Source organism: Curtobacterium sp. MCBD17_028, assembly GCF_003234875.1.
In the GTDB taxonomy this organism is placed as follows: domain Bacteria; phylum Actinomycetota; class Actinomycetes; order Actinomycetales; family Microbacteriaceae; genus Curtobacterium.
This window is the reverse complement of the sequence record NZ_QKTQ01000004.1, coordinates 220,324-241,458: the sequence shown is the minus strand read 5'-3', so window position 1 is coordinate 241,458 and position 21,135 is coordinate 220,324. Positions and strand designations below refer to the sequence as shown.

Here is a 21,135-nt window from a genome sequence, read left to right as displayed (position 1 = left end):
CGCCCTGGGGCCGCGCCTGGCGTTCTGCCGGGGGTCCGGGCGTCAGCAGCAGGAGATCACCTGCCCGGTCACCACCGTCGGCAGCCGCCCGCTCGGCCGTCTCACCCGCCACGCGCGGCTCGCGCCCGGGGAATGCACCGACGGGCGACACGTTGCCCCAGGCACGGACGGTGCACCAGGAGTACACCGGACCGCGGTACCCCCGGGGCGTCCGTCGACGACGGAGCACCCGGACCGTCGACGAGAGGGAGAACCCCCGAGCATGACCACCGCAACCGACTCGAACCGCCCCGCCGCAGCGAGCGGCACCTTCCGCATCGGCGGTGACCTCGAGGTGCACCGCCTCGGCTACGGCACGATGCAGCTGACCGGCCCCGGCGTCTGGGGACCGCCGAAGGACCACGACGAGGCGATCCGCGTCCTCAAGCGCTCCGTGGAACTCGGGGTCGACTTCTTCGACACGGCGGACAGCTACGGTCCGTACGTCGCCGAGGAGCTCCTCCGCGAGGCCCTGCACCCCTACGGGGACGACATCGTCATCGCCACGAAGGCCGGCCTCACCCGGACCGGCCCGAACGAGTGGCCGCCGGTCGGTCGCCCGGAGTACCTGCGCCAGGAGGCCGAGATGAGCCTCCGCCGCCTCGGCCTCGAGCGCATCGACCTCTTCCAGCTGCACCGCATCGACCCGAAGGTCCCGCTCGAGGACCAGATCGGCGAGCTGGCGAAGCTCCAGGACGAGGGCAAGATCCGTCACATCGGCCTCAGCGAGGTCAGTGTCGACGAGGTGAAGGCGGCGCAGGAGATCGCCACGATCGTCACCGTGCAGAACCTGTACAACCTGTCGAACCGGTCCTCCGAGGAACTGCTCGACTGGTCGGAGGAGCAGGGCATCGGGTTCATCCCGTGGTTCCCGTTGGCGACCGGGCAGCTCTCGGGCGAGGGCAGCCCGCTGTCCGAGCTCGCGAAGCAGCACGACGCCACCCCGTCGCAGCTCGCGCTCGCGTGGCTGCTCAAGCGCTCGCCGGTGATGCTGCCGATCCCGGGCACGTCGAGCGTCGCCCACCTCGAGGACAACCTCGCGGGCGCGCTCATCGACCTGACGGACGACGAGTTCGAGGCCCTCTCGAAGGCCGGCGCGTAAGCGCGCTCCGCTCCAGGACGACGGACGGGAGGGACGGTGGCGGCTCGCCCCGTCCCTCCCGTCCGTCGTCCTGGCCCGGATCACTGCGTCACCCGTCGGGTGAACCGGTGGATGAGCGGCGGGGCGTGCCGAGCCGCCGTGGCGTGCGCCCGGACGCCGCGTGGCGCGCCGTCCGCTAGACACGTCCCGCCGGCGCGGAGGGCGCTGCAGCGTCGATGCCCGGCGGGGGAGCCGGGGACGGAGGGGGACGACATGGTGGACACGGACACGGACACGGACACGGACGCGGACGCCGTCACCGCGACCCGCAGACGACCTGAGCCCGGACGACGTCGGCTCCTCCTCGGGGCCGCCTGGGGCCTCCCCGCCATCGGCGTCGTCGTCGCGACGCCGGCCCACGCGTCGAGCCCGGCGCACACGCTCGACGTCATGGTCCCCGAGCCGACCACCCGCCCGACCGGAGCCGACCTGAGCGACGTGGCGCTGCGACTCACCCGCGAGGGCGTCCCGGTCGAAGCCGAGGTGCTCGCCGTGGTCGAGGGCGCCGGGCCCACGTTCGAGGACGGCGCCACCATCCGGACGCTCCGGACCGACGCGGCCGGCATGGCACGCTGCGCCGGTCTCGGCGCGGGGACCGTGCCCGGCGTCTTCGCGGTCGTCGGACGGCACACGGCGTCCGGCTCGACCGGTCGGGGCGTGTTCACGGTGGTCGAACCGCCGCGCCCGCGCCCGTTCGTGCTCCGCGACGACGCGAACGGCGTCCACGTCGCGATCGGGCCCGACGGCGTCGTCGCCGCACGGGGGCCCCTCGCGGACGCCCTGGCGGCAGCGGCGTGCTTCCGGTTCCCGTTCGACCCGGGGCCGGTCGCCGACGCGATCGGGTCGATCCACGACGACGCCGGACGCTGCCTCACGCGCATGCGCCCGTCGAGCCCGTGGGCGAACCCGGTCGTCGACCTGCGGGACCCGGACGGCAGCGCGGACCAGACCTGGCACGTCGGGGCCGACGGGACCGCGTCGATCGGTGCTCCCGGCGCCGACGAGGTGTTCCTCGCGGACGCGGGCGGCGTGCGACTGACGGTCGTGCCGGCGGGTCGACCCGGCGTGCTCCGCATCGTGCTGCCGTGAGGCGCCTTCCCCGTCGTCTCCGGCCGCCCCAGCGGCTCCGGCTCCTGGGGGTGCTCCCGAGGCGTGGGGAGTAGCAAGGCCACGACGCCGGAGGCGCACGGACGGAGGGTCGACATGGATGAACACGACCTGCTCGCGCGGTGCTGGGCACCCGCGGTCGCGGACGCGCGCTCGGGGACGGACGCGCTCGGCGCGCTCCCCGTCGCCGAGCGCATCCGGGCGGTCGCCCGGGCCGGGTTCTCCGGGATCGGGTTGGGACTCGAGGACCTCCACGAGACGCGCGTCACGATCGGCCTGGAGGCACTGCGCCGGGTCCTCGACGACGTCGGCCTGGTCTGGGTCCAGCTCGGGACGCTCGAGGACTGGTGGACGACGGGGGACCGACGCGCCGTGAGCGACCTGGACCGGATGGTCGTGCTCGAGGCGGCGGCCGCGCTCGGGGCGGCGCAGATCGTCGTCGCCGCGGACACGACGACGCCCATGACCTCCCCCACCACGATGGCCGACGACTGGCTCGCCCTCGCCGCACAGGCGGAGCAGGTCGGGGCGCAGGTCGTGCTGTCGGCAGCCCCGACGTCGAACCTCGGCACCACGGAACGTGCGGCGCGGTTCGTCCAGCAGGCGGGGCACCCGAACGGTGGCCTCGTGCTCGACATCGCCCACGCCGTCGCCGGCGGCTCCACCGTCGCGTCCCTCCGCGCCGCCATCGACCCCGCGTTCCTGTTCGCCGTCGAGCTCTCGGACGCCGCCGGCCCCGATTCGGTGTCGACACGGGCCGGAGACCGACGCGCGCTCCCCGGTGGCGGGCTGGGGGACCTCCCCGCGTTCGTGCACGTCGCCCGCGAGCTCGGCCACGGTGAGCCCTGGGGCGTCGAGGTCCGGACCGCGGTGACCGACGGCATGTCCGCCGCGGACGCCCTGCGGACGGCGGCCGCGGCGAGCCGGGCGGTCCTCGACGCGGCCGACGCGATCGGGGCGCCCGCCGCGCCACCGATGCCCTCGTCGTCCGCGCCCGCCTCGGCGGTGGACGCCGACCTGCCGTACACACCGATCTGAGGCGGGCGCGCTCGTCCGACGCGCCCGAGCGCGCCGACACGGGCACGGCCGTGTCGGCCCGCGTAGCGTCGACGGGGATCCAGACCGACGATCAGGAGGCCCACATGAGCGACGACCAGCACCCCGCCGAGCAGGCCGACGAGCGCCCGCTGCAGCGGAGCCAGGACGCCATCGACGACGCGAAGCACTTCGTCGCCGAACGGCTGGAGCCCACCGAGGACGACCAGACCGGCGACGACTCGGGACTGCCGGTGACCGGTGGCGGTGCCGCTGCGGAGGAACCCGCGCCCGGCGCCTGACCCGTCAGGACTCGCGGACCACGTCCCCGGGGTCCTTGTCCGTCCGCCATCCCCGCCACGAGGGCTGCCGCAGCCGGTCGCCGTTCGTCCACTCCGCGAACTCGACCTCGCCGACCCGGACGGGATCGACCCATCGCGCATCCCGGGCGTCCGCCCGGGGCACGTCGGCGAAGGGCGGGTCGGCGCGGGCCAGGGGGCCGAGGACCGCCTCGATCTCGTCGAGGTCGCGGTCCCGGAACCCGGTGCCCACCTTGCCGACGTAGCGCAGGCGGTCCCCGTCGGGGATCCCGAGGAGGAGCGAACCCACCCCGCCCGCGCGGCGTCCGGTGCCGGGCTTCCAACCGCCGACCACGACCTCCTGCGTGGCGTGGTGCTTGATCTTCACCCAGGCATCGGAGCGGCGGCCGGTCGAGTAGCGGGAGTCGCGTCGCTTGGCGACCACGCCCTCCAGGCCGCGGCGACGGCTCTCGTCCATGGCGTCGTCGAGCCTTCCGTCGACGGCCGGGGGGACGTCGATCGGGCCCCCGGGTTCGACGACGGTGGCCAGTGCCTCCCGGCGGTGGTCGTACGGAACGCGCGTCAGGTCGTGCCCGTCCGCCTCGAGCACGTCGAACACCTCGAACCGCACCGGGGTGGTGCGCATCCCGTGCTCGACGTCCCGGGCACGCGACAGCCCCATGCGGTTCTGGAGGTCGCTGAAGTCCGGACGGCCACGGTCGTCCAGTGCGACGATCTCGCCGTCGAGGACCGCGTCGACCCCGACCTGGTCGGCGAGGGCGCGGAGTTCGGGGTACTGGCTCGTCAGGTCGTTCCCGTTCCGGCTGGTCAGGCGGACGTGTCCGTCGCGGACCTCGGCGATCGCACGGATGCCGTCCCACTTCATCTCGAAGGCCCACCGGTCCGGCGTGAGCGCGCCCGGGGTCTTCGCCGGGCTCGCGAGCATCGGACGGAACCGCTCGGTCGCGTCGGTGTCCGCTGGCGGCGCCGTCGCCGCGGGCGGTCGGGAGGACCGGGGGGACTCCGGCGCGGACGTCGCCCCCACCTCGGCGTCGCCGTGGTCGAGCCCCTCGGGCTGCTGCTTCGTCCGGTGGATCAGCCAGTTCCGTTCGTCCCCGCCGCGCCCGCGGGTGTGCAGGAGCGCGAGTCGGCGGGTCCCGCGGCCGACGCCGTGCAGGGTGACGATGACCTCCTGGCCCTCGCGCCACTTCTCGAGCTCGTACGTGCCGTGGTCCCAGATGGTGACGCTGCCGCCGCCGTACTCGCCCTTCGGGATCGTGCCCTCGAAGCCCCCGTACTCGAGCGGGTGGTCCTCGGTCTGCACGGCCAGGTGGTTCTGGCCCGGGTCCTCGGGCTCGCCCTTCGGCAGGGACCAGCTGACGAGCACGCCGTCGTGCTCGAGTCGGAAGTCGTAGTGGAGCCGGCTCGCGTGGTGTTCCTGGATGACGAACGTCGGCCGACCGTCGGTGCGGACGGTCGGGGCGCCCTGCGGCACGGGCTCCGGCGTCCGGGAGGCGTCGCGCATCGAGCGGTAGGTGGCGAGGCGGTCCGGTGCCGCGCTTCCCGGCTGCTCGGTCCGGTGTGCGCGGTTCGGCTCGTCCTCCTTGAACGAGCCGTCCGGGTTCCGGTTGCTCTCCCAGTGACCGTGGTCGGGCCTCCCGACCGCGAGCGCGGCGGCGGCGACCGGGTGCAGGGGGTCGCCGATGGTGTGGAGGCGCTCGACGACCTCGGCCATCGTCAGGTGCCGGAGGTCGCGGTCGTCGAGCTCGTCCCAGGTGCGGGGCGCGGCCACCGTCGGCTGGGCGCGGCCACGGAGCGAGTACGGGGCGATGGTGGTCTTGTTGCCGTTGTTCTGCGACCAGTCGACGAACACCTTGCCGTTGCGGGCGGCGCGGGACATCTGCGACAGCACGAGGTCCGGCATGTCCTGTTCGAGTGCGCGGGCGAGTTCGTGCGCCACCTCACTGACCTGCGCGGACGTCGACGAGCCGTCGAGCGCTGCGTACAGGTGGATCCCCTTGCTGCCGCTCGTGACGGGCATCGGTTCGAGGCCGGCACCGTGCAGGAGCTCCCGGGCCGCGTGCGCCACCTCGACGCATTCGCGGAGGCCCACACCCTCGCCCGGGTCGAGGTCGAGGACCAGCCGGTCCGGGCGCATGGGCGTGCCGTCGGCGTCGAATCGCCACTGCGGCACGTGGAGTTCGAGGGCGGCCTGCTGGGCGACCCAGGTCAGGGTCGCGACGTCGTCGAGCAGCGGGTACTCGATGTCGTGGTCCTTGTGGTGGACGACCCGGTGGCGGATCCAGTCCGGGGCGCTGTCAGGCAGGTTCTTCTCGAAGAACACGGGGCCCTCGACGCCGTTCGCCCAGCGCTTCCGGGTCAGCGGGCGGTCCTTCGCGTGCGGGATCATCCACGGCGCCACCTCGACGTAGTAGGCGATGACGTCGCCCTTCGTCGTCCCCGTCTCCGGGTAGAGCACCTTGTCCAGGTTCGTCAGCGTGATGCGGCGGTCGCCGACCGTGATCGTCCGGCCGCGCGTCGTCGTCCCGGCCATCGCTACAGCGCCATGCCCGTCGCCCCCGCGATCGTCAGCGTCGACCCGGACGTGTAGCTCGACTCGGGGCCGGCCAGGTGCACGTACGCCGCTCCGAGCTCGACCGGTTGGCCCGGCCGCCCGAACGGTGTGCCCTCGCCGTAGTGCTCGATCTCGGCGCTGTCGTACGAGGCGGGCTGCAACGGGGTCCAGATCGGCCCGGGGACGATGCAGTTCGCGCGGATGCCCTTGCTCGCGAGCTGACCGGCGAGGCCGTTCGTGAAGGTGATGATGCCGGCCTTGGTCATGCCGTAGTCGAGGAGCCGGGTCTGCGGCTGGTACGCCGCGACGGAGGCGGTGGTGACGATGGTCGAGCCGGGGGCCATGTGTGGGACCGCGGCCCGGCAGAGCCAGAACATGGCGTAGAGGTTCACCTTGACCGTCAGGTCGAAGTCCTCGGTGCTCGTCGTCGTGATGTCCTCGTTGACCTTCTGGTGGCCGGCCACGAGCACGAGCGAGTCGAGGCCTCCGAGGGTGCTGACCGCCTCGGCCACGATCCGCTCGCAGGTGGTCTCGTCGGTGAGGTCCCCGGGCAGGATCACCGCCTTGCGTCCGAGGTCGCCGATGACGTCGCGGACCTCCTCGAGGTCCTCCTGCTCCTCGGGCAGCGCGTTCAGGGCGACGTCCGCGCCCTCCTTCGCCATCGCGATCGCCGCGGCCCGGCCGATGCCCGAGTCGGCACCGGTGACGAGCACCCGGTACCCCGGCATCCGGCCGGTGCCGACGTAGCTGGTCTCGCCGTGGTCCGGCTTCGGGTCCATCGCGTTCGTGCCGCCCGGGAGCTCCTGCGACTGCGGCGGGTACGGGGGCTGGGGGAACTGTGTCCGGGGGTCCTGCTTGTCGAGCTGGCTCATGCGGCCATCGAACACGCCGGATGTGGTCGCTGCTCGGAGCCTCCGGCGCGATCGGTCGCACGACGGGGAGCGGGTGGCGCTCCGGCGTGTGCAGGACCGGTGGGGAGAGGGCACGCCCCGAGTACCGTCGTGTGCATGCCAGAGCGTTCCGAGTACGGCGACGATCCCATGCAGTACGGCGTGTTCCACGTCGCCGAGGCCCCGGCGCGCGGGACGGTCATCCTGATCCACGGCGGCTTCTGGCGGGGCACCCCGGAGTACTTCGACGGACCCGCCCCGCTCGCCGAGGCCCTCGTGGGCCGGGGCTGGAACGTGTGGCGGATCGAGTACCGGCAGCTGCCGAACGGTGGCGGCTGGCCGGGCACGCTCGACGACACCGCGGCCGCGATCGAGCACCTCGTCGTCGTCGCCGCGTCACTGGCCGTCGACCCGGGACCGGTCCTGACGGTCGGCCACAGCGCGGGCGGTCACCTCGCGGTGTGGGCGCTGTCCCGCCCGGACGCCGTGCTGCCGCTCGAGGGCGCCGTCAGCCTGGCCGGCGCGCTCGACCTGCGGCTCGGCGAAGCGGACCGCATCGGCGGCGGCGCGGTGGTGGACTTCCTCGGCGGAACGTCCGCGGCCCACCCCGACCGGTACGCGGCGGCAGACCCGGCGACGCGGGTCGTCCCGGACCTGCCGGTCCGCATCGTCCACGGCGACCGCGATGACGTCGTCCCCATGAACCAGTCCGACGCGTACGTCGCCGCGGCGCGAGCGGCCGGACAGGACGCCTCGGTCCGCGTGGTCCCCGGTGACCACATGGACGTCATCGACCCCGCGCACCCGGCCTTCGCCGCGCTGCTGGCGGCGCTCGAGGAGATCCGCGCGGCAGCCTGACGCGGGCGGAGCGATCCGGTTCCTCACCAGAGAGGTCTCTGCAGCAGCCGTCCACACCGCGGTGGAATGTGATGTGTCGGCATCGGCAACGGCCGCAGATAGCCTGGTGCCGAAACCCCAGAAGGACCGCGACGTGGCCCGGTTCCTCCGGGAGCACGGGTGGGTCATCGCCCGTCAGGGCGAGGGCAGTCACGAGGTCTGGCGGAACCCCGCAGGCTCTGTGATCCTCCTACCGCGGCTCGGCCCGACGGGGCGTGGTGGACCGTGGAACTCCCGGAGTTGACGTCGCCGAGCCCGCTGGGAGGCGAGCCGATCATCGCGCTGGTCCGGTCAACGCTCCCTGCGGGTGACGTCGGCACCCGGGGGGAGCGTCACGAACCCGAGCGCCATCGCGAGCACGTACACGCCGGCCTGGACCTCGAGCAACGGCATCGTGCCGACGACGGCCTGGAGCGCTCCAGCCGCGAGCAGGCCGACGCCCTGCCCGACCGCGACGCCGAGACCGAGCGCGGCGAACACGGCAGGCCGTGCCGCGGCCGACGCGCCCAGCTGCAGCAGGCTCGTGAGCCCGGACCCCATGACGACCCCCGGAGCACCGACCAGGGCGAAGAGCACGACGTACAGCCAGAGCGCGTGCGTCGCGAACGACGCGTTCCAGGCGACGACGGTGAGTCCGGCGAACCCGACGAGCCCGAGCAGTGCGATCCGACGGACGCGGACCCGACCGGCGATCGCGGCGAGCACGAGGCCCGCGCCGATCGCACCGACCGCCTGGACACCCCGGAGCAGGCCGACGTCGGCGTCCGAGCCGCCGAGCCGGTCGCGCACGAAGAACACGAAGAGGACGACGAACATCCCCTGGGCGATGGATGCGGTCGTGACGACGGCGAGTGCGCCGCGCGTGGCGGGGTCGCGGAATGCGCGGAGGAGGCCCTGCGGACGACGCCGGGACGCGGACGACGTCGGGACGCGGACCGCCGTCTCCGCCGCACCGGCCGCCTCCGCCGCGCCGGCCGCACCTGCCGCGCGGACGGCGTGGTCCGTCGTCGCCACTGCCGGCCCGGGTCGCGGGAGCCCCGCCAGCACGACGGCCGACACGACGTACGTGGCGAGGTCCACGCCCGCCACGAGCGGCAGGTCCCCGACGACGAGGAGCACGCCGCCGAGCGGCCCGCCGACCAGCCGGCCGACGTCCTGGTTCAGCCCGACGAGCGCGTTGGCGGACACCACGCGGTCGGGACCGACGAGCGTCGGGAGCAGTGTGTTCTTCGCGGGCTCGAACACCGCACTGCACACCGCCTGCAGCACGATCACCGCGCACACGACGGTCAGCGCGGTGCCGGCCGGCAGGCCCTTCCCACCCACCAGGAGCAGCGGCACCAGCCCGCAGGCCTGGACGACGTTCACGGTCACCATCAGCCGCCGGGAGTCGGTCCGGGCGAGGATCCGTGGCACCACCGGTGCCAGGAGGATCGGTGGGAGCAGTTCGAGGAGGAACGCGACGGACGTCGTCAGCGCCGAGCCGCTCAGCCGGAGGACGACGAGCGGCAGCGCGACGAACAGGAGCCAGTCTCCGCCGTCGGACACGACGCCCGCGGTCCACAGACGTCGGAACGCGGGGACCGCGAGCGCGGAACCCGCGAGGCTGCCTGGTGCCGGGCCTCCCGGCCGGGGTGCGGTGCGGGTGGTCATGCGGCGGGGCCGGACCGTGCGGCGGCTGGGTCGAAGCCGGGCCGCGGGAAGGCGGTGAGCGTCAGGTGGACGTGCGCGGCGTCGTCGGGCGCGACGTCGCGGATCGGCGCGATGTACGGGCGCACGATCGCGTCGATCCTGGCGACGACGTCGGCGAGTTCGTCGGGGGTGATCCGGAGTCCGTACTGGGCGTGCACGTCCGCCGACCGCCAGACCTCGGGGAGCGTGTCCCGGGTGCGGAGGTGCTCGCGCGCCAGCTGGTGGTCGAGCTGGAGCGCCGCGGCGAGCATCGCGTCGAGGCCGACACGGTCGGCGGGGTCGGTGTCGTCGTTCGTGAACCCGGTGATCGTCGCGCGCCAGGGGCGTGTCCGGCCGTCGGTGGCGTGCGCAGGTTCGACGAGTCCGTGCGCGGCGAGGACGCGGAGGTGGTAGCTGCAGTTCGAGGGCGAGTCCCCGACCGCACGAGCGCACTCCGAGGCGGTCGCGGGTCCGGCGGACATGAGGTAGGCGAGGACGTCGAGGCGCACGGGGTGAGCGAGTGCGTCGAGGACGGCGGGGTCGCTGATGTCCGGGCGGTGTTCCGCCCTCGGGCTCCGGTCGGCCTGCTCGTGCTCGTCCACGTGTGCTCCGTCCTGGTCTGAAAGAGTCTTTCGGATCGTACGGTCCATCCCGCTGATCTGCAAGGGCCTTTCAGATCCCCTCCCGCTGGTGGTCCGCGGAGAACCGGTGCGCCCTGACCCGAGCACGGGCATCATGGCCCCATGAGGTCGATCTGGAAGGGCTCCATCGCGTTCGGGCTGGTCAACGTGCCGATCAAGGTGTACGCGGCGACGGAGACCCACGACATCGCGCTGCACCAGGTCCACGACGAGGACAACGGCCGCATCCGGTACAAGCGCGTGTGCGAGCTCGGTCACGACGTCGACTACGAGCACATCCAGCGCGCCTACGACGACGGCGACAAGACGGTCGTGCTCACCGCGGACGACCTGAAGACGCTGCCCGAGGAGCAGTCCCACGAGATCGAGGTGCTCGAGTTCGTGCCGAGCGACCAGGTGGACCCGATCTCGTACGAGAAGTCCTACTACCTCGAGCCGGACTCGCGGTCGCCCAAGGCGTACGTCCTGCTCCGCGAGACCCTCGACCGCACCGACCGGACCGCCATCGTGCAGTTCACGCTCCGGCAGAAGACCCGGCTCGGTGCCCTTCGGGTGCACGACGACGTCCTCGTCCTGCAGGGGCTGCTCTGGGGGGACGAGGTCCGCGCAGCCGACTTCAAGGCCCTCGACACGGACGTCAAGGTCTCGGCGAACGAGCTGAAGATGTCGTCGTCACTCGTCGACAGCATGTCCACCGACTACGACCCGAGCAAGTACACCGACGAGTACCAGGAGCAACTGCAGCAGCTCATCGACGCGAAGCTCGAAGCGGGCGACGACGTCGACACCGCCGCGACCTTCGGTGAGCAGCCGGACGAGGACGAGGGCGACGGCGGTGACGTCATCGACCTCATGGCGGCGTTGCGCGCGTCGGTCGACCGGAACCGCGCCTCCCGGTCGAGCCGGGGTGGTCGATCGGCCGATGACGACGCGGCGGACGACGACGCGGCCGAGGACGACCCCGAGCCGCGGCGCAAGGCACCGGCCGGGAAGGCGGCCTCGAAGGCGTCGTCGAAGACGTCCGCCGCGAAGGCGTCGCCGAAGACGTCCGCCGCGAAGGCGTCGTCGACCGCGGGTGCGAAGGGCGAGAAGAAGGCCCCTGCCGCTCGGTCCCGCTCGAAGAAGGCCAGCTGAGCGGTCCTTCACCCGACCGTCCCTCGCCCGAGGTCGGGCGGCAGCGCTCCGCGCGTAGGTTCGGCGGCGCTGGTCCGAGCGTCTGCTCGACAGCTCGACGGAACGAGGAGACCGAGATGTTGCTGGACGGAACGACGATCGTGGTCACGGGTGGCAACAGCGGGATCGGCGAGCAGATCTGCCTCGCCGCGGCCGCCGAGGGGGCCAACATCGTCATCGACTACGTCGTGCACCCCGAGGCGACGGACGCCCTCATCGCGAAGATCGAGCAGGCCGGTGGCAAGGCCGTCGGCGTCGAGGCGGACATCACGAAGGCCGACGACCTGCACCGCATGGTGCAGACCGCGGTCGACACCTACGGGCGGCTCGACGTGCTCGTGAACAACGCGGGTGTCGAGGACCGCAAGTCCCTGCTCGAGGAGACCGAGGAGGGCTACGACCGCGTCATGGCGATCAACATGAAGAGCGCGTTCTTCGGCTCGCAGGCGGCGGCGAAGCAGTTCGTGGCGCAGGGCGGCGGCGGGCTCATCCTCAACATCTCGAGCGTGCACGAGGACTGGCCGATGCCGGGCAACCTCGCCTACTGCGTCGCCAAGGGCGGCATGCGGATGCTCGCCCGGAGCGGTGGCGTCGAGCTCGGGCCCCACGGCATCCGCATGGTGAACATCGCGCCGGGTGCCGTGGACACGCCGATCAACACCGCGACCACCTCGGACGCCGAGAAGCTCGCGCAACTCGACGCCGCGATCCCGCTCGGTCGCCTCGCCGAGCCGAGGGAGATCGCCGAGGTCGTCGTCTTCCTCGCGTCCGGCAAGGCCGGGTACATGACGAGCACCACCGTCACCGTCGACGGCGGGATCTCGCAGGGCAGCGTCGGGCTCTGACCGCGGGGCTCCGACCGCGGGGCTCTGACCGCGGGGCTCTGACCGCGGGGCTCTGACCGCGGGTCCGCCGCGATCAGCTCCGGGGCACCTCGCCGTCCTCCTGGTCGTCCTGGCGAGTCCGCCGGGCCGCCAGGGGCACACCGATCCAGAGCACCGCGGTCGCGACGAACACGACGACGCCGCCGATCACACCCATCGTGTGTCCCAGGACGACGTCGAACACGAACAGGACCGTGCCGGCGAACAGCAGCGCGCTCATGACGAGACAGGCGATGAGGATCCGGTTGCCGAAGCGCACGAGGTCGTGCTTCTGCCGCTGCCCGAACAGGAGGCGGTGGGTCGAGACCGCGCCCAGCGCCAGGATCGTGATGCCGGCCGCGAGGATGACGAGCACGAGGTAGATCGCGACCTCGCCGTCGTCGAGGATGCTGAAGCGCTGTTGGAACGGCAGCGTGAGCAGGAACCCGGCGAGGATCTGCGTGCCCGTCTGCACGATCCGCAGCTCCTGCTGCATGTCGCGCCAGTTCCGGTCGTACCGCTCCGACCGGGTCTCGTTGCGTGCCCGATCCGCGGCTCCATCGTCGGTCGTGCTCATGGCCGACCAGGGTAGCCGAGGGGGAGCCCGCACCGGACGCAGCTGTGGACCGGTGCCGACCCGCGGTCAGGACGCGACGCGCGCCGTGACCTCCGCCACCGCCTCCAGGACGTCGTCGACCGTGACCGCCAGGAGGGCCGGGTCGGGCTCCGTCGCGAACACGTCACCCCGGCGGACGCTCGCGTCCGTCAGCACGACGTGCGGACCGGAGGCCGGCGGGCCCCACTCCTCCGGCGGCGCCGGGCCGAACAGCACGACGCTCGGCACGTGGTACGCCGACGCGAGGTGCGCGGCGCCCGTGTCGACGGTCACGACGACGTGCGCGGCGGCGATGACCGCGGCGAACACCTGCAGGTCGAGCCGGCCCGCCAGCACGGCGGCCGGTGCCAGGCCGGCCCCCTCGGCGACGGCGGTGGCGCGGTCGACGTCGTCCGCGCCTCCCGTCACGACGACGTCGAGTCCCTGGGCCGCGAGCGCACGGGCGACCGCGGCGAACCGCTCGACCGGCCAGTGCCGCGCGCCGTAGAACGCGCCGACGTGCACGACGGCGGCGTCCCGGACCGCGGGCTCGAGGTCCGGCACGCGGATGTCGACCTCGTCCGGGTCGCCGTCGATGTCGAACGCGCGGAGCAGGCGGATCCACCGCTCCCGCTCGTGCATGCCGTCGAGCCAGGGCAACCCGTCCTCGCCGGGCGCGGCGTGCTTGATGGTGTGCCGGGCCTCCAGGTGCGCGATGATCGCGCGGGACTCCCCGCCGGAACCGTGCAGGTTGACCGCGACGTCGACGGTGCCGGGTTCGATCGGCATGTCGTGGTCGAGGCCCTGCTGTGCCAGGTGCACGTCGACCCCCGGCAGCAGCTCGACGATCGGGGCGAGCCACGCGGTGGTCGCGAGCGTCATGCGGTGCTCCGGGTAGGCGCGGCGCAGGGCGTGCAGCGCGGGCACGGCGATGAGGATGTCGCCGAGCTTGATCGCGCGGAGCACGACGAGCTCGGGGCGGCCGTCCGACGGCGGCAGGGCGGGGAGTGCGGGCACGGGTCGACGCTACCGGGCGTGACGGGCACCCGCCCGCGCCCCGCCTCGCTCGACGCGCCGGGCGCGTGACGGGGACCGGTCGGACCGGGTACGAATCGGTGCATGAGTCTGCGCACGCACCGCCCCCCTCGCGCGGTCCTCTTCGACCGCGACGGCACCCTCGTGGTCGACGTCCCGTACAACACGGACCCGGACCTCGTGGAACCGGTACCGGGCGCCCGCCGCGCCGTCCAGGCGCTCCGTGCCGCGGGTGTCGCGGTCGCTGTCGTGACGAACCAGTCGGCGATCGCCCGGGGAACCGCCACCCGCGACCAGGTCGACGCGGTGAACGCCCGGGTGGACGAGCTCATCGGTCCGTTCGACGTGTGGGAGGTCTGCCCGCACGGTCCGGACGACGACTGCGACTGCCGGAAGCCCCGTCCGGGGATGGTCGTCAACGCCGCGGAACGCCTCGGCGTCGCGCCCGAGGAGTGCGTCGTCATCGGGGACATCGGCGCGGACATGGGCGCGGCGCGCAACGCGGGAGCGGCCGGCATCCTCGTTCCCACCGAGGTCACCCGGGCCGAGGAGATCGACGAGGCGGACGTCGCCACGGAGTCGCTCGTCGACGCGGTCGCGCTCGTGCTCCACTCGCTGCGCCACGGCCGCCAGGGTGACCTCGCCGCACGGGCGGAACGCGCCGGGGCGGAACGCGCGGCGGCGGAACGCGCCGGGACCGGGCGGTGACGCGCCGGGTCCTCGTCGTCCGGCTCGACAGCTTCGGGGACGTCCTCGTCGGCGGACCCGCGGTCCGGGCCGTCGCGGCGGCTCCGGACAACGAGGTGTGGATGCTCTGCGGCCCGCAGGGGGCTCCCGCGGGGCGGCTGCTGCCGGGCGTGGACGAACTCCGGGTCTGGGCCTGTCCCTGGATCACCGAGACCGACCGGCCGGTCGACGCCGCGATGCTCGCCGAGTTCGACGCGATCGTCCAGGAGGCCCGGCCCGACGAGGCCATCGTCCTCACCTCGTTCCACCAGTCGCCCCTCCCGGTCGCGCTCCTCCTCCGCCTGGCGGGGGTCGCGAGGATCACCGGGGCGTCGGTCGACCACGCGGGGGCACTGCTCGACGTGCGACTCCGGCCCGGCGAGGACTTCCCCGAGGACCAGCCCGAACCCGAGCGTGCGCTGGAGATCGCCCGAGCGGCGGGGTACGCGCTGCCGGACGGGGACGACGGCCGGCTCGCGGTCGTCCACGACCCGGCGGACCTGCCCCCGGAGCTCGACGGGCTCGGACCGTACGTCGTGGTCCACCCCGGCGCGAGCGTTCCGGCGCGGTCGTGGCCGGTCGACCTGCACGCCGCGCTCGTGGAGCGGCTCGCCGCCCTCGGACACACCGTGGTCGTGACCGGCAGCCCGGGCGAGCGTGGCCTCACGGCCGCCGCCGCAGGGGCCTCGGGCATCGACCTCGGCGGCCGGACGAGCCCGGCGGCACTGGCGTCGGTGCTCGCGGGCGCCGAGGTCGTCGTCGTCGGGAACACGGGTCCGGCCCACCTCGCCGCGGCCGTCGGGGTCCCGATCGTCAGTCTGTTCTCGCCGGTGGTGCCCGCGGTCCGGTGGGCGCCCTACGGCGTGCCCGTGGAACTGCTCGGCGACCAGCAGGCGCCCTGCCGACTGAGCCGCGCCCGCGAGTGTCCGGTGCCGGGACACCCGTGCCTCCGCTCCGTCGACCCGGAGGCCGTGGTCGCCGCGTGCGCGCGCCTCGCTGGCTGGGAACGGGGCACGTCCGGGGTACAACACTCCTGAGAAGCAGTCCCACCGGGAGGCGAGCAGCAGGAGGAGTGCGTATCGTCCGAATTCCCGGCGTTCCCTCAGCCGGGGACGGACGAGCAGGAGGTATGGCGTGCGGATCCTGGTGTGGCACGTGCACGGCGGCTGGATGGACGCGTTCGTCCGGGGTCAGCACGACTACCTCGTCCCCACCACCCCCGCCCGTGACGCCTGGGGCCTCGGTCGCGCCGACCGGCTCTGGCCCGAGAACGTCGTCGAGATCGCGCCGGAGGCCGTGCGCGACGCCGACGTCGACGTCGTCGTCCTGCAGCGCACCGAAGAGTTCGCCGAGGCCGAACGCCTGCTCGGTGCCCGTCTCGGCCGCGACGTCCCGGTGGTCTTCGTCGAGCACAACGCCCCGCGGGTCGACGTCCCCGCGTCCCTGCATCCGCTGCGCGACCGGGACGACGTCCTCATCGCGCACGTCACGCACTTCAACGCCCTCATGTGGGACTGCGGCACGACCGCCACGACGGTGATCGAACACGGCGTCGTCGACCCCGGTCCGCGGTACACCGGCACGCTCGAGCGGTTCGGGGTCGTGGTCAACGAGCCCGTCCGCCGGACGCGCGTCGCCGGGACCGACCTCGTGCCGCGGTTCGCGGCGGTCGCCCCCGTCGACGCGTTCGGGATGGGCACCGACCAGCTCCCGGACGCCCTCGGACTCGGTCCGGACCGGCTCGGCGTGATGGGGGACGTCAAGCCCGACCCGATGCACACGCAGCTCGCCGAGCGCCGCGCCTACCTGCACCTCAACCGCTGGACCTCGCTCGGGCTGTCCCTGCTCGAGGCGATGCACATGGCGATGCCGGTGCTCGTCCTCGGCACGACCGAGGCGGCCCGTGCGGTCCCCGCCGAGGCCGGCGCGATCTCGACCGACGTGGAAGACCTCGTCGCCACCGCCCGACACCTCGTCGCCGACCCCGACGAGGCGCGTCGCCGCGGCCTCGTCGCCCGGGAGGCCGTGCTCGCGCGCCACTCCCTGGAGCGGTTCCTCGGCGACTGGGACGACCTCCTCGACGGCGTGCAGGAGCGTCACCTCGCAGCACACCACCGATCCGCACCGGCACCGGCACCGCTCACCGACCTGGTCGGCGCAGCCCCGGTCGCCGAACGCACCGACGGAAGGAACCGCGCATGAAGATCGCCATGGTCTCGGAGCACGCCAGCCCGCTGGCCACGCTCGGGGGCGTCGACGCCGGCGGCCAGAACGTCCACGTCGCAGCCCTGTCCGGGGCGCTCGCCGACCGCGGGCACCAGGTGACGGTCTACACGCGGCGCGACGACGCGACCCTGCCGCGCCGGGTGTCGCTCCGCCCTGGTGTGGACGTCGTGCACGTCGACGCCGGGCCGGCCGAACGCCTGCCGAAGGACGACCTGCTCCAGTACATGGGGCAGTTCGCCTCGTTCCTCGTCGCCGCGTGGACCGTCGACCGCCCCGACATCGTGCACAGCCACTTCTGGATGTCCGGGCTCGCGGCCCTCGACGCAGCACAGCAGCTCGGTGCCCACAGCGACGGACCGCGCATCCCCGTCGTGCACACCTACCACGCGCTCGGCGTCGTGAAGCGCCGCCACCAGGGCTCGGCCGACACCAGCCCGAACGAGCGCGAGTGGCTCGAACCGGAGGTCGGGCGCCGCGCCGACCAGGTCATCGCGACGTGCTCCGACGAGGCGTTCGAGCTCAAGGCCCTCGGCATCCCGAACCGCAGCATCTCGGTGGTGCCCTGCGGGGTCGACGTCGACGCGTTCACGCCGGACGGCCTGACCGAGGTCCGCAGCCGGCGGCACCGGGTCGTCACGGCCTCCCGGCTCGTGCAGCGCAAGGGCGTCGGCACGACGATCGACGCGCTCGCCCGCCTCGTGCACGCGGGCCGCGACGTCGAACTCGTCATCGTGGGTGGGGCGGGGACCGCCGGGGCCGACCTCGTGGACGACCCGGAGTACCAGCGCCTCGACGCCCTGGCCACCCGGCTCGGCGTGCGGGACCACGTGACCTTCCGCGGCCAGCTGTCCCAGCGCGAGATCCCGACCGTCCTCCGGAGCGCCGACGTCGTCGTGTGCGCCCCGTGGTACGAGCCGTTCGGGATCGTGCCGCTCGAGGCCATGGCCTGCGGCGTCCCGGTCGTCGCGTCGAGCGTCGGCGGCCTCATCGACACCGTCGTCGAGGACGCCACCGGCCTGCACGTGCCGCCGCGGGACGCCGCCGCGGTCGCCGAGGCCGTCGCCGCGATCCTCGACGACCCCGACCGTCGCGTGGCGTTCGGCCGCGCCGGCCGCGAGCGGGTCGAGTCCCGCTACTCGTGGGCGCGCATCGCCACCGACTCCGAGCGGGTGTACGACCGCATCACCGGTCGCCGTTCCACCCGTCCCGGACGTCGCCGTGCCGGTGCCGTCCCCACGCTCGACCCCGCCCCCCTGGGCACCGCCGGAAGGACCCTCCGATGACCATCGACCTGCCCGCCACCACCGCTCGGCCGACGTCGGACGAGCCGGCCTCGAGCGCGTCGCTCGTCCTCGACCACATCGCCGCGTCCGTCCCGGTCATCGCGTCCCTCGCCGAGCACGGCGACCACATCGCGGCGTGGGCCGACGACCTCGCGTCGCGGCTCGGCCGGGGCCAGCGGCTCCTCGCGGCCGGCAACGGCGGCTCCGCGGCGGAGGCGCAGCACCTGACGAGCGAGCTCGTCGGCCGGTTCGACGGGGACCGTCCCGCCTTCAGTGCGATCTCGTTGCACGCCGAGTCCTCCGCGGTCACCGCGATCGGGAACGACTACGGCTACGAGCACGTCTTCGCCCGCCAGGTGCACGCGCACGCCCGCGCCGGCGACGTCCTCGTGCTGCTCTCGACGAGCGGCAAGAGCGAGAACCTGCTCAACGCAGCCCGTGCCGCCCGCTCGATCGGCGTCCGCACCTGGGCGATGACCGGATCACGCCCGAACCCCCTCGCCGAGGTCGTCGACGACGCGATCTGCATCGACGGGCCCTCCGCCAACGTGCAGGAGGCCCAGCTCGTCCTCGTGCACGCACTCTGCCGGGCCATGGAGCCCGCGCTCAAGGGACTCCGGGGAGGCCGCCGATGAACGCCCGCACGGACACCACCCGCACGCGGATCGTCGTCGTCGGCGACACCCTGCTCGACGTCGACGTCACCGGGACCTCGGAGCGCCTCAGCCCCGACGCGCCCGTGCCCGTGCTCGACGTGCAGGACGAGGTCCGCCGCGCCGGTGGTGCCGGGCTCGTCGCGACCATGCTCGCGCGCGACGGCCACGACGTCACGCTCGTCACCGTCCTCGGCCAGGACGACCGGGGCGCCGAGCTCCGGGACGGCATGCCCGGCGTCCGCGTCGTCGCCGGGGACTCCGGCGTCGCGACCCCCGTCAAGACCCGCGTGCGTGTCGGCGACCACGCGCTCGTCCGCATCGACGAGGCCTGCGCGACGCCGCCCGTGCCGGATGTGACCGCGGACATGACCGCCGCGCTCGAGGGCGCCGACGCGATCGTCGTCGCCGACTACGGCCGTGGCCTCGCCGCCGCTCCCGCGCTCCGGGAGGCCCTGACCCGCGTCGCCGAGACCACCCCCGTCGTGTGGGACCCGCACCCGAAGGGTGCGCAGCCGGTCCCCGGCATCGCGGTCGCCACCCCGAACGCCGCGGAGGCCCGGGGCTTCTCCGGCGCGACCGGCTCCGGCGTGCCCTTCGCCACGGCCGCCGGCGAGCAGCTCGTCGCCGACTGGTCCGCCCACGCGGTCGCCGTCACGATGGGCGAGAAGGGCGCGTTGCTCCGCACCGACGCCGGCGACTCCCGCTTCGTCCCCGCGCCCTCCGTCACCGCGGGCGACCCCTGTGGCGCCGGTGATCGGCTCGCGGCCGGCGTCGCCGTCGCGCTCGCGCAGGGCGCCTCGACCGAGGACGCCGTCGCGGCGGGTGTCGCCGACGCCTCCGCCTACCTGGCCGCGGGCGGCGTCGCGTCGCTCCTCGCGCCTCCCGCACCGGTCACCGTGCCGGGCAGTGACCGGGACGCCATCCGGGTCGCCCACGACGTCCGCGCCGCGGGCGGCACCGTGGTCGCGACCGGTGGCTGCTTCGACCTGCTCCACGCCGGCCACGCCCGCACCCTGTCGGCCGCCCGAGCGCTGGGCGACTGCCTCGTGGTCTGCCTCAACTCGGACAGCTCCGTCCGCGGGCTCAAGGGCCCCGACCGGCCGATCATGACGCAGGAGGACCGCGTCGAGCTCCTCCTCGCGCTCGACTGCGTCGACGCCGTCATCGTGTTCGACGAGTCGACGCCCGACGAGGCCCTCCGCCGCTTCCAGCCCGACGTCTGGGCGAAGGGCGGCGACTACTCCGCCGACGAGCTCCCGGAGTCCCGGACCCTCGCCGAGTGGGGTGGCCGCGTCGTCACCGTGCCGTTCCACCCGGGACGCTCCACCACGCGGCTCGCCGCCGCCCTCGAACGCGTCGGGTAGCGCGAGCGCGCACCATCCCGACCACGTCCGGCCGGGAGGCGCGGCAGCCGTCCGCAGCCGCGCCTCCCGTCCGACCGCAGAACCGAAAGGAACACCCATGCCCATCCCCACCACGCCCATCGGCCGCGTGCTCGTCACCGGCGGTGCGAGCGGCCTCGGTGCCGCCGTCGCCGCCGCCGTCGCCGAGGCGGGCGGCACCCCGATCGTGCTCGACCTGAAGACCGACGCGGTCCCGAGCGAGTGGGACAGCGTGGCCGTCGACGTCACCGACACCGCCGCCACCGAGCAGGCCGTGCGCGACGCCGCCGAGCGTCACGGTGGCCTCGACGCCGTCGTCACCGCCGCGGGCATCGACAAGCCGGCCCCGATCGGCGGCATCTCGTCGGGCGACTGGGAGCGCATCGTCGGCGTCAACCTGCTCGGCACCGCCGCGACCGTGCGAGCTGCCCTGCCCGCGCTCGAGGCCTCGAACGGCCGCGTCGTCATCATCTCGTCCTCGCTGGCGCTCAAGGGCGTCGGCGACGGCACCGCGTACTCCGCGTCGAAGTTCGGCGTCCGCGGGTTCTCCCAGGCGCTCGCCGCCGAGACCCGTGGCGTCGTCGGCGTGACGAACATCATCCCCGCGGGCATGCGCACCGCGTTCTTCGAGGGCCGCACCGAGCAGTACAAGCCGGGGCCGGACGCCAAGCTCATCGAGCCGGAGTACGTCGCGAACGCGATCATCTTCGCCCTGAGCCAGCCGGCCGGGTGTGAGATCCGCGAGCTCGCGATCATGCCGGCCGAGGAGCCCAGCTGGCCGTAGGCCCCCGGCCCGGCCCCCGGCCCGGCCTCCGGCCTTCGGCCTCCGGCCTCGGCCTCCGGTTCCGCCGAGATCGCAGAACACGCCGTTCACCTTCCGAGGTGAGCGGCGTGTTCTGCG

21 protein-coding genes are annotated in these 21,135 nt (G+C 73.8%); 15 read left to right on the top strand and 6 right to left on the bottom strand.

What is annotated here, in order from left to right; all coding sequences use genetic code 11:
* Window positions 1–262: 262 nt before the first annotated feature.
* The 4 genes from DEI86_RS07350 (at window position 263) to DEI86_RS07335 (ending at window position 3,624) form a co-directional block, all read left to right on the top strand.
* Window positions 263–1,141 (top strand): aldo/keto reductase, encoded by an 879-nt coding sequence (locus DEI86_RS07350; RefSeq protein ID WP_111013001.1) that lies wholly within the window; start codon window positions 263–265, stop codon window positions 1,139–1,141.
* A 252-nt stretch (window positions 1,142–1,393) separates the two neighbouring features.
* Window positions 1,394–2,269 (top strand): hypothetical protein, encoded by an 876-nt coding sequence (locus tag DEI86_RS07345; RefSeq protein WP_111025794.1) that lies wholly within the window; start codon window positions 1,394–1,396, stop codon window positions 2,267–2,269.
* A gap of 114 nt (window positions 2,270–2,383) precedes the next feature.
* The gene (locus tag DEI86_RS07340; RefSeq protein ID WP_111049164.1) at window positions 2,384–3,325 is read left to right on the top strand and encodes a sugar phosphate isomerase/epimerase; all 942 of its coding nucleotides are present in this window, start codon (window positions 2,384–2,386) and stop codon (window positions 3,323–3,325) included.
* A 104-nt stretch (window positions 3,326–3,429) separates the two neighbouring features.
* Window positions 3,430–3,624 (top strand): hypothetical protein, encoded by a 195-nt coding sequence (locus DEI86_RS07335; RefSeq protein WP_111010638.1) that lies wholly within the window; start codon window positions 3,430–3,432, stop codon window positions 3,622–3,624.
* 4 nt (window positions 3,625–3,628) lie between these two features.
* On the opposite strand, the gene DEI86_RS07330 is transcribed toward DEI86_RS07335, so the two are convergent.
* Together DEI86_RS07330 and DEI86_RS07325 are read right to left on the bottom strand one after the other, a co-directional pair.
* Window positions 3,629–6,175 (bottom strand): ATP-dependent DNA ligase, encoded by a 2,547-nt coding sequence (locus DEI86_RS07330; protein ID WP_111049163.1) that lies wholly within the window; start codon window positions 6,173–6,175, stop codon window positions 3,629–3,631.
* A gap of 2 nt (window positions 6,176–6,177) precedes the next feature.
* Window positions 6,178–7,068 (bottom strand): SDR family oxidoreductase, encoded by an 891-nt coding sequence (locus tag DEI86_RS07325; RefSeq protein WP_111049162.1) that lies wholly within the window; start codon window positions 7,066–7,068, stop codon window positions 6,178–6,180.
* 135 nt (window positions 7,069–7,203) lie between these two features.
* On the opposite strand from DEI86_RS07325, the gene DEI86_RS07320 reads away from it, so the two are divergent.
* Together DEI86_RS07320 and DEI86_RS17025 are read left to right on the top strand one after the other, a co-directional pair.
* Window positions 7,204–7,944, top strand: a complete 741-nt coding sequence (locus tag DEI86_RS07320; protein WP_111049161.1) for a S9 family peptidase — start codon at window positions 7,204–7,206, stop codon at window positions 7,942–7,944.
* The gene (locus DEI86_RS17025) at window positions 7,859–8,227 is read left to right on the top strand and encodes a type II toxin-antitoxin system HicA family toxin (protein WP_375342164.1); all 369 of its coding nucleotides are present in this window, start codon (window positions 7,859–7,861) and stop codon (window positions 8,225–8,227) included. The genes DEI86_RS07320 and DEI86_RS17025 overlap by 86 nt, the downstream gene beginning before the upstream one ends.
* A gap of 47 nt (window positions 8,228–8,274) precedes the next feature.
* Here DEI86_RS17025 and DEI86_RS07310 read toward each other — a convergent pair whose 3' ends face one another.
* Both DEI86_RS07310 and DEI86_RS07305 read right to left on the bottom strand, forming a co-directional pair.
* Window positions 8,275–9,636 (bottom strand): MFS transporter, encoded by a 1,362-nt coding sequence (locus DEI86_RS07310; protein WP_111049160.1) that lies wholly within the window; start codon window positions 9,634–9,636, stop codon window positions 8,275–8,277.
* Window positions 9,633–10,256 (bottom strand): helix-turn-helix domain-containing protein, encoded by a 624-nt coding sequence (locus DEI86_RS07305; protein WP_181439724.1) that lies wholly within the window; start codon window positions 10,254–10,256, stop codon window positions 9,633–9,635. The genes DEI86_RS07310 and DEI86_RS07305 overlap by 4 nt, the downstream gene beginning before the upstream one ends.
* A gap of 141 nt (window positions 10,257–10,397) precedes the next feature.
* Here DEI86_RS07305 and DEI86_RS07300 point away from each other — a divergent pair, with 141 nt between their 5' ends.
* Both DEI86_RS07300 and DEI86_RS07295 read left to right on the top strand, forming a co-directional pair.
* Window positions 10,398–11,429, top strand: a complete 1,032-nt coding sequence (locus DEI86_RS07300) for a Ku protein (RefSeq protein ID WP_111049158.1) — start codon at window positions 10,398–10,400, stop codon at window positions 11,427–11,429.
* A gap of 116 nt (window positions 11,430–11,545) precedes the next feature.
* Complete coding sequence (locus tag DEI86_RS07295) at window positions 11,546–12,313, top strand: SDR family NAD(P)-dependent oxidoreductase (RefSeq protein ID WP_111013011.1); 768 nt, start codon at window positions 11,546–11,548, stop codon at window positions 12,311–12,313.
* Between the two features lie 73 nt (window positions 12,314–12,386).
* Here DEI86_RS07295 and DEI86_RS07290 read toward each other — a convergent pair whose 3' ends face one another.
* Both DEI86_RS07290 and DEI86_RS07285 read right to left on the bottom strand, forming a co-directional pair.
* Window positions 12,387–12,908, bottom strand: a complete 522-nt coding sequence (locus DEI86_RS07290) for a DUF6328 family protein (RefSeq protein WP_111013012.1) — start codon at window positions 12,906–12,908, stop codon at window positions 12,387–12,389.
* Window positions 12,909–12,974: 66 nt separating this feature from the next.
* Complete coding sequence (locus DEI86_RS07285; RefSeq protein ID WP_111049157.1) at window positions 12,975–13,943, bottom strand: glycosyltransferase family 9 protein; 969 nt, start codon at window positions 13,941–13,943, stop codon at window positions 12,975–12,977.
* A 102-nt stretch (window positions 13,944–14,045) separates the two neighbouring features.
* Here DEI86_RS07285 and DEI86_RS07280 point away from each other — a divergent pair, with 102 nt between their 5' ends.
* The 7 genes from DEI86_RS07280 (at window position 14,046) to DEI86_RS07250 (ending at window position 21,018) form a co-directional block, all read left to right on the top strand.
* Entirely contained in the window at window positions 14,046–14,669 is a 624-nt protein-coding gene (locus DEI86_RS07280) for an HAD-IIIA family hydrolase (protein ID WP_111049156.1), read from the top strand.
* Window positions 14,666–15,724 (top strand): glycosyltransferase family 9 protein, encoded by a 1,059-nt coding sequence (locus tag DEI86_RS07275; RefSeq protein ID WP_111049155.1) that lies wholly within the window; start codon window positions 14,666–14,668, stop codon window positions 15,722–15,724. The genes DEI86_RS07280 and DEI86_RS07275 overlap by 4 nt, the downstream gene beginning before the upstream one ends.
* Before the next feature lie 97 nt (window positions 15,725–15,821).
* Complete coding sequence (locus DEI86_RS07270) at window positions 15,822–16,889, top strand: glycosyltransferase (protein ID WP_111049154.1); 1,068 nt, start codon at window positions 15,822–15,824, stop codon at window positions 16,887–16,889.
* Complete coding sequence (locus tag DEI86_RS07265; protein ID WP_111010655.1) at window positions 16,886–18,196, top strand: glycosyltransferase; 1,311 nt, start codon at window positions 16,886–16,888, stop codon at window positions 18,194–18,196. The genes DEI86_RS07270 and DEI86_RS07265 overlap by 4 nt, the downstream gene beginning before the upstream one ends.
* Complete coding sequence (locus DEI86_RS07260; RefSeq protein ID WP_111013017.1) at window positions 18,193–18,831, top strand: SIS domain-containing protein; 639 nt, start codon at window positions 18,193–18,195, stop codon at window positions 18,829–18,831. The genes DEI86_RS07265 and DEI86_RS07260 overlap by 4 nt, the downstream gene beginning before the upstream one ends.
* Window positions 18,828–20,216 (top strand): PfkB family carbohydrate kinase, encoded by a 1,389-nt coding sequence (locus DEI86_RS07255; RefSeq protein ID WP_111025782.1) that lies wholly within the window; start codon window positions 18,828–18,830, stop codon window positions 20,214–20,216. The genes DEI86_RS07260 and DEI86_RS07255 overlap by 4 nt, the downstream gene beginning before the upstream one ends.
* Before the next feature lie 97 nt (window positions 20,217–20,313).
* Window positions 20,314–21,018: an SDR family oxidoreductase gene (locus DEI86_RS07250; RefSeq protein WP_111010658.1), complete on the top strand. Its 705-nt coding sequence runs from the start codon at window positions 20,314–20,316 to the stop codon at window positions 21,016–21,018.
* Window positions 21,019–21,135: the final 117 nt, after the last annotated feature.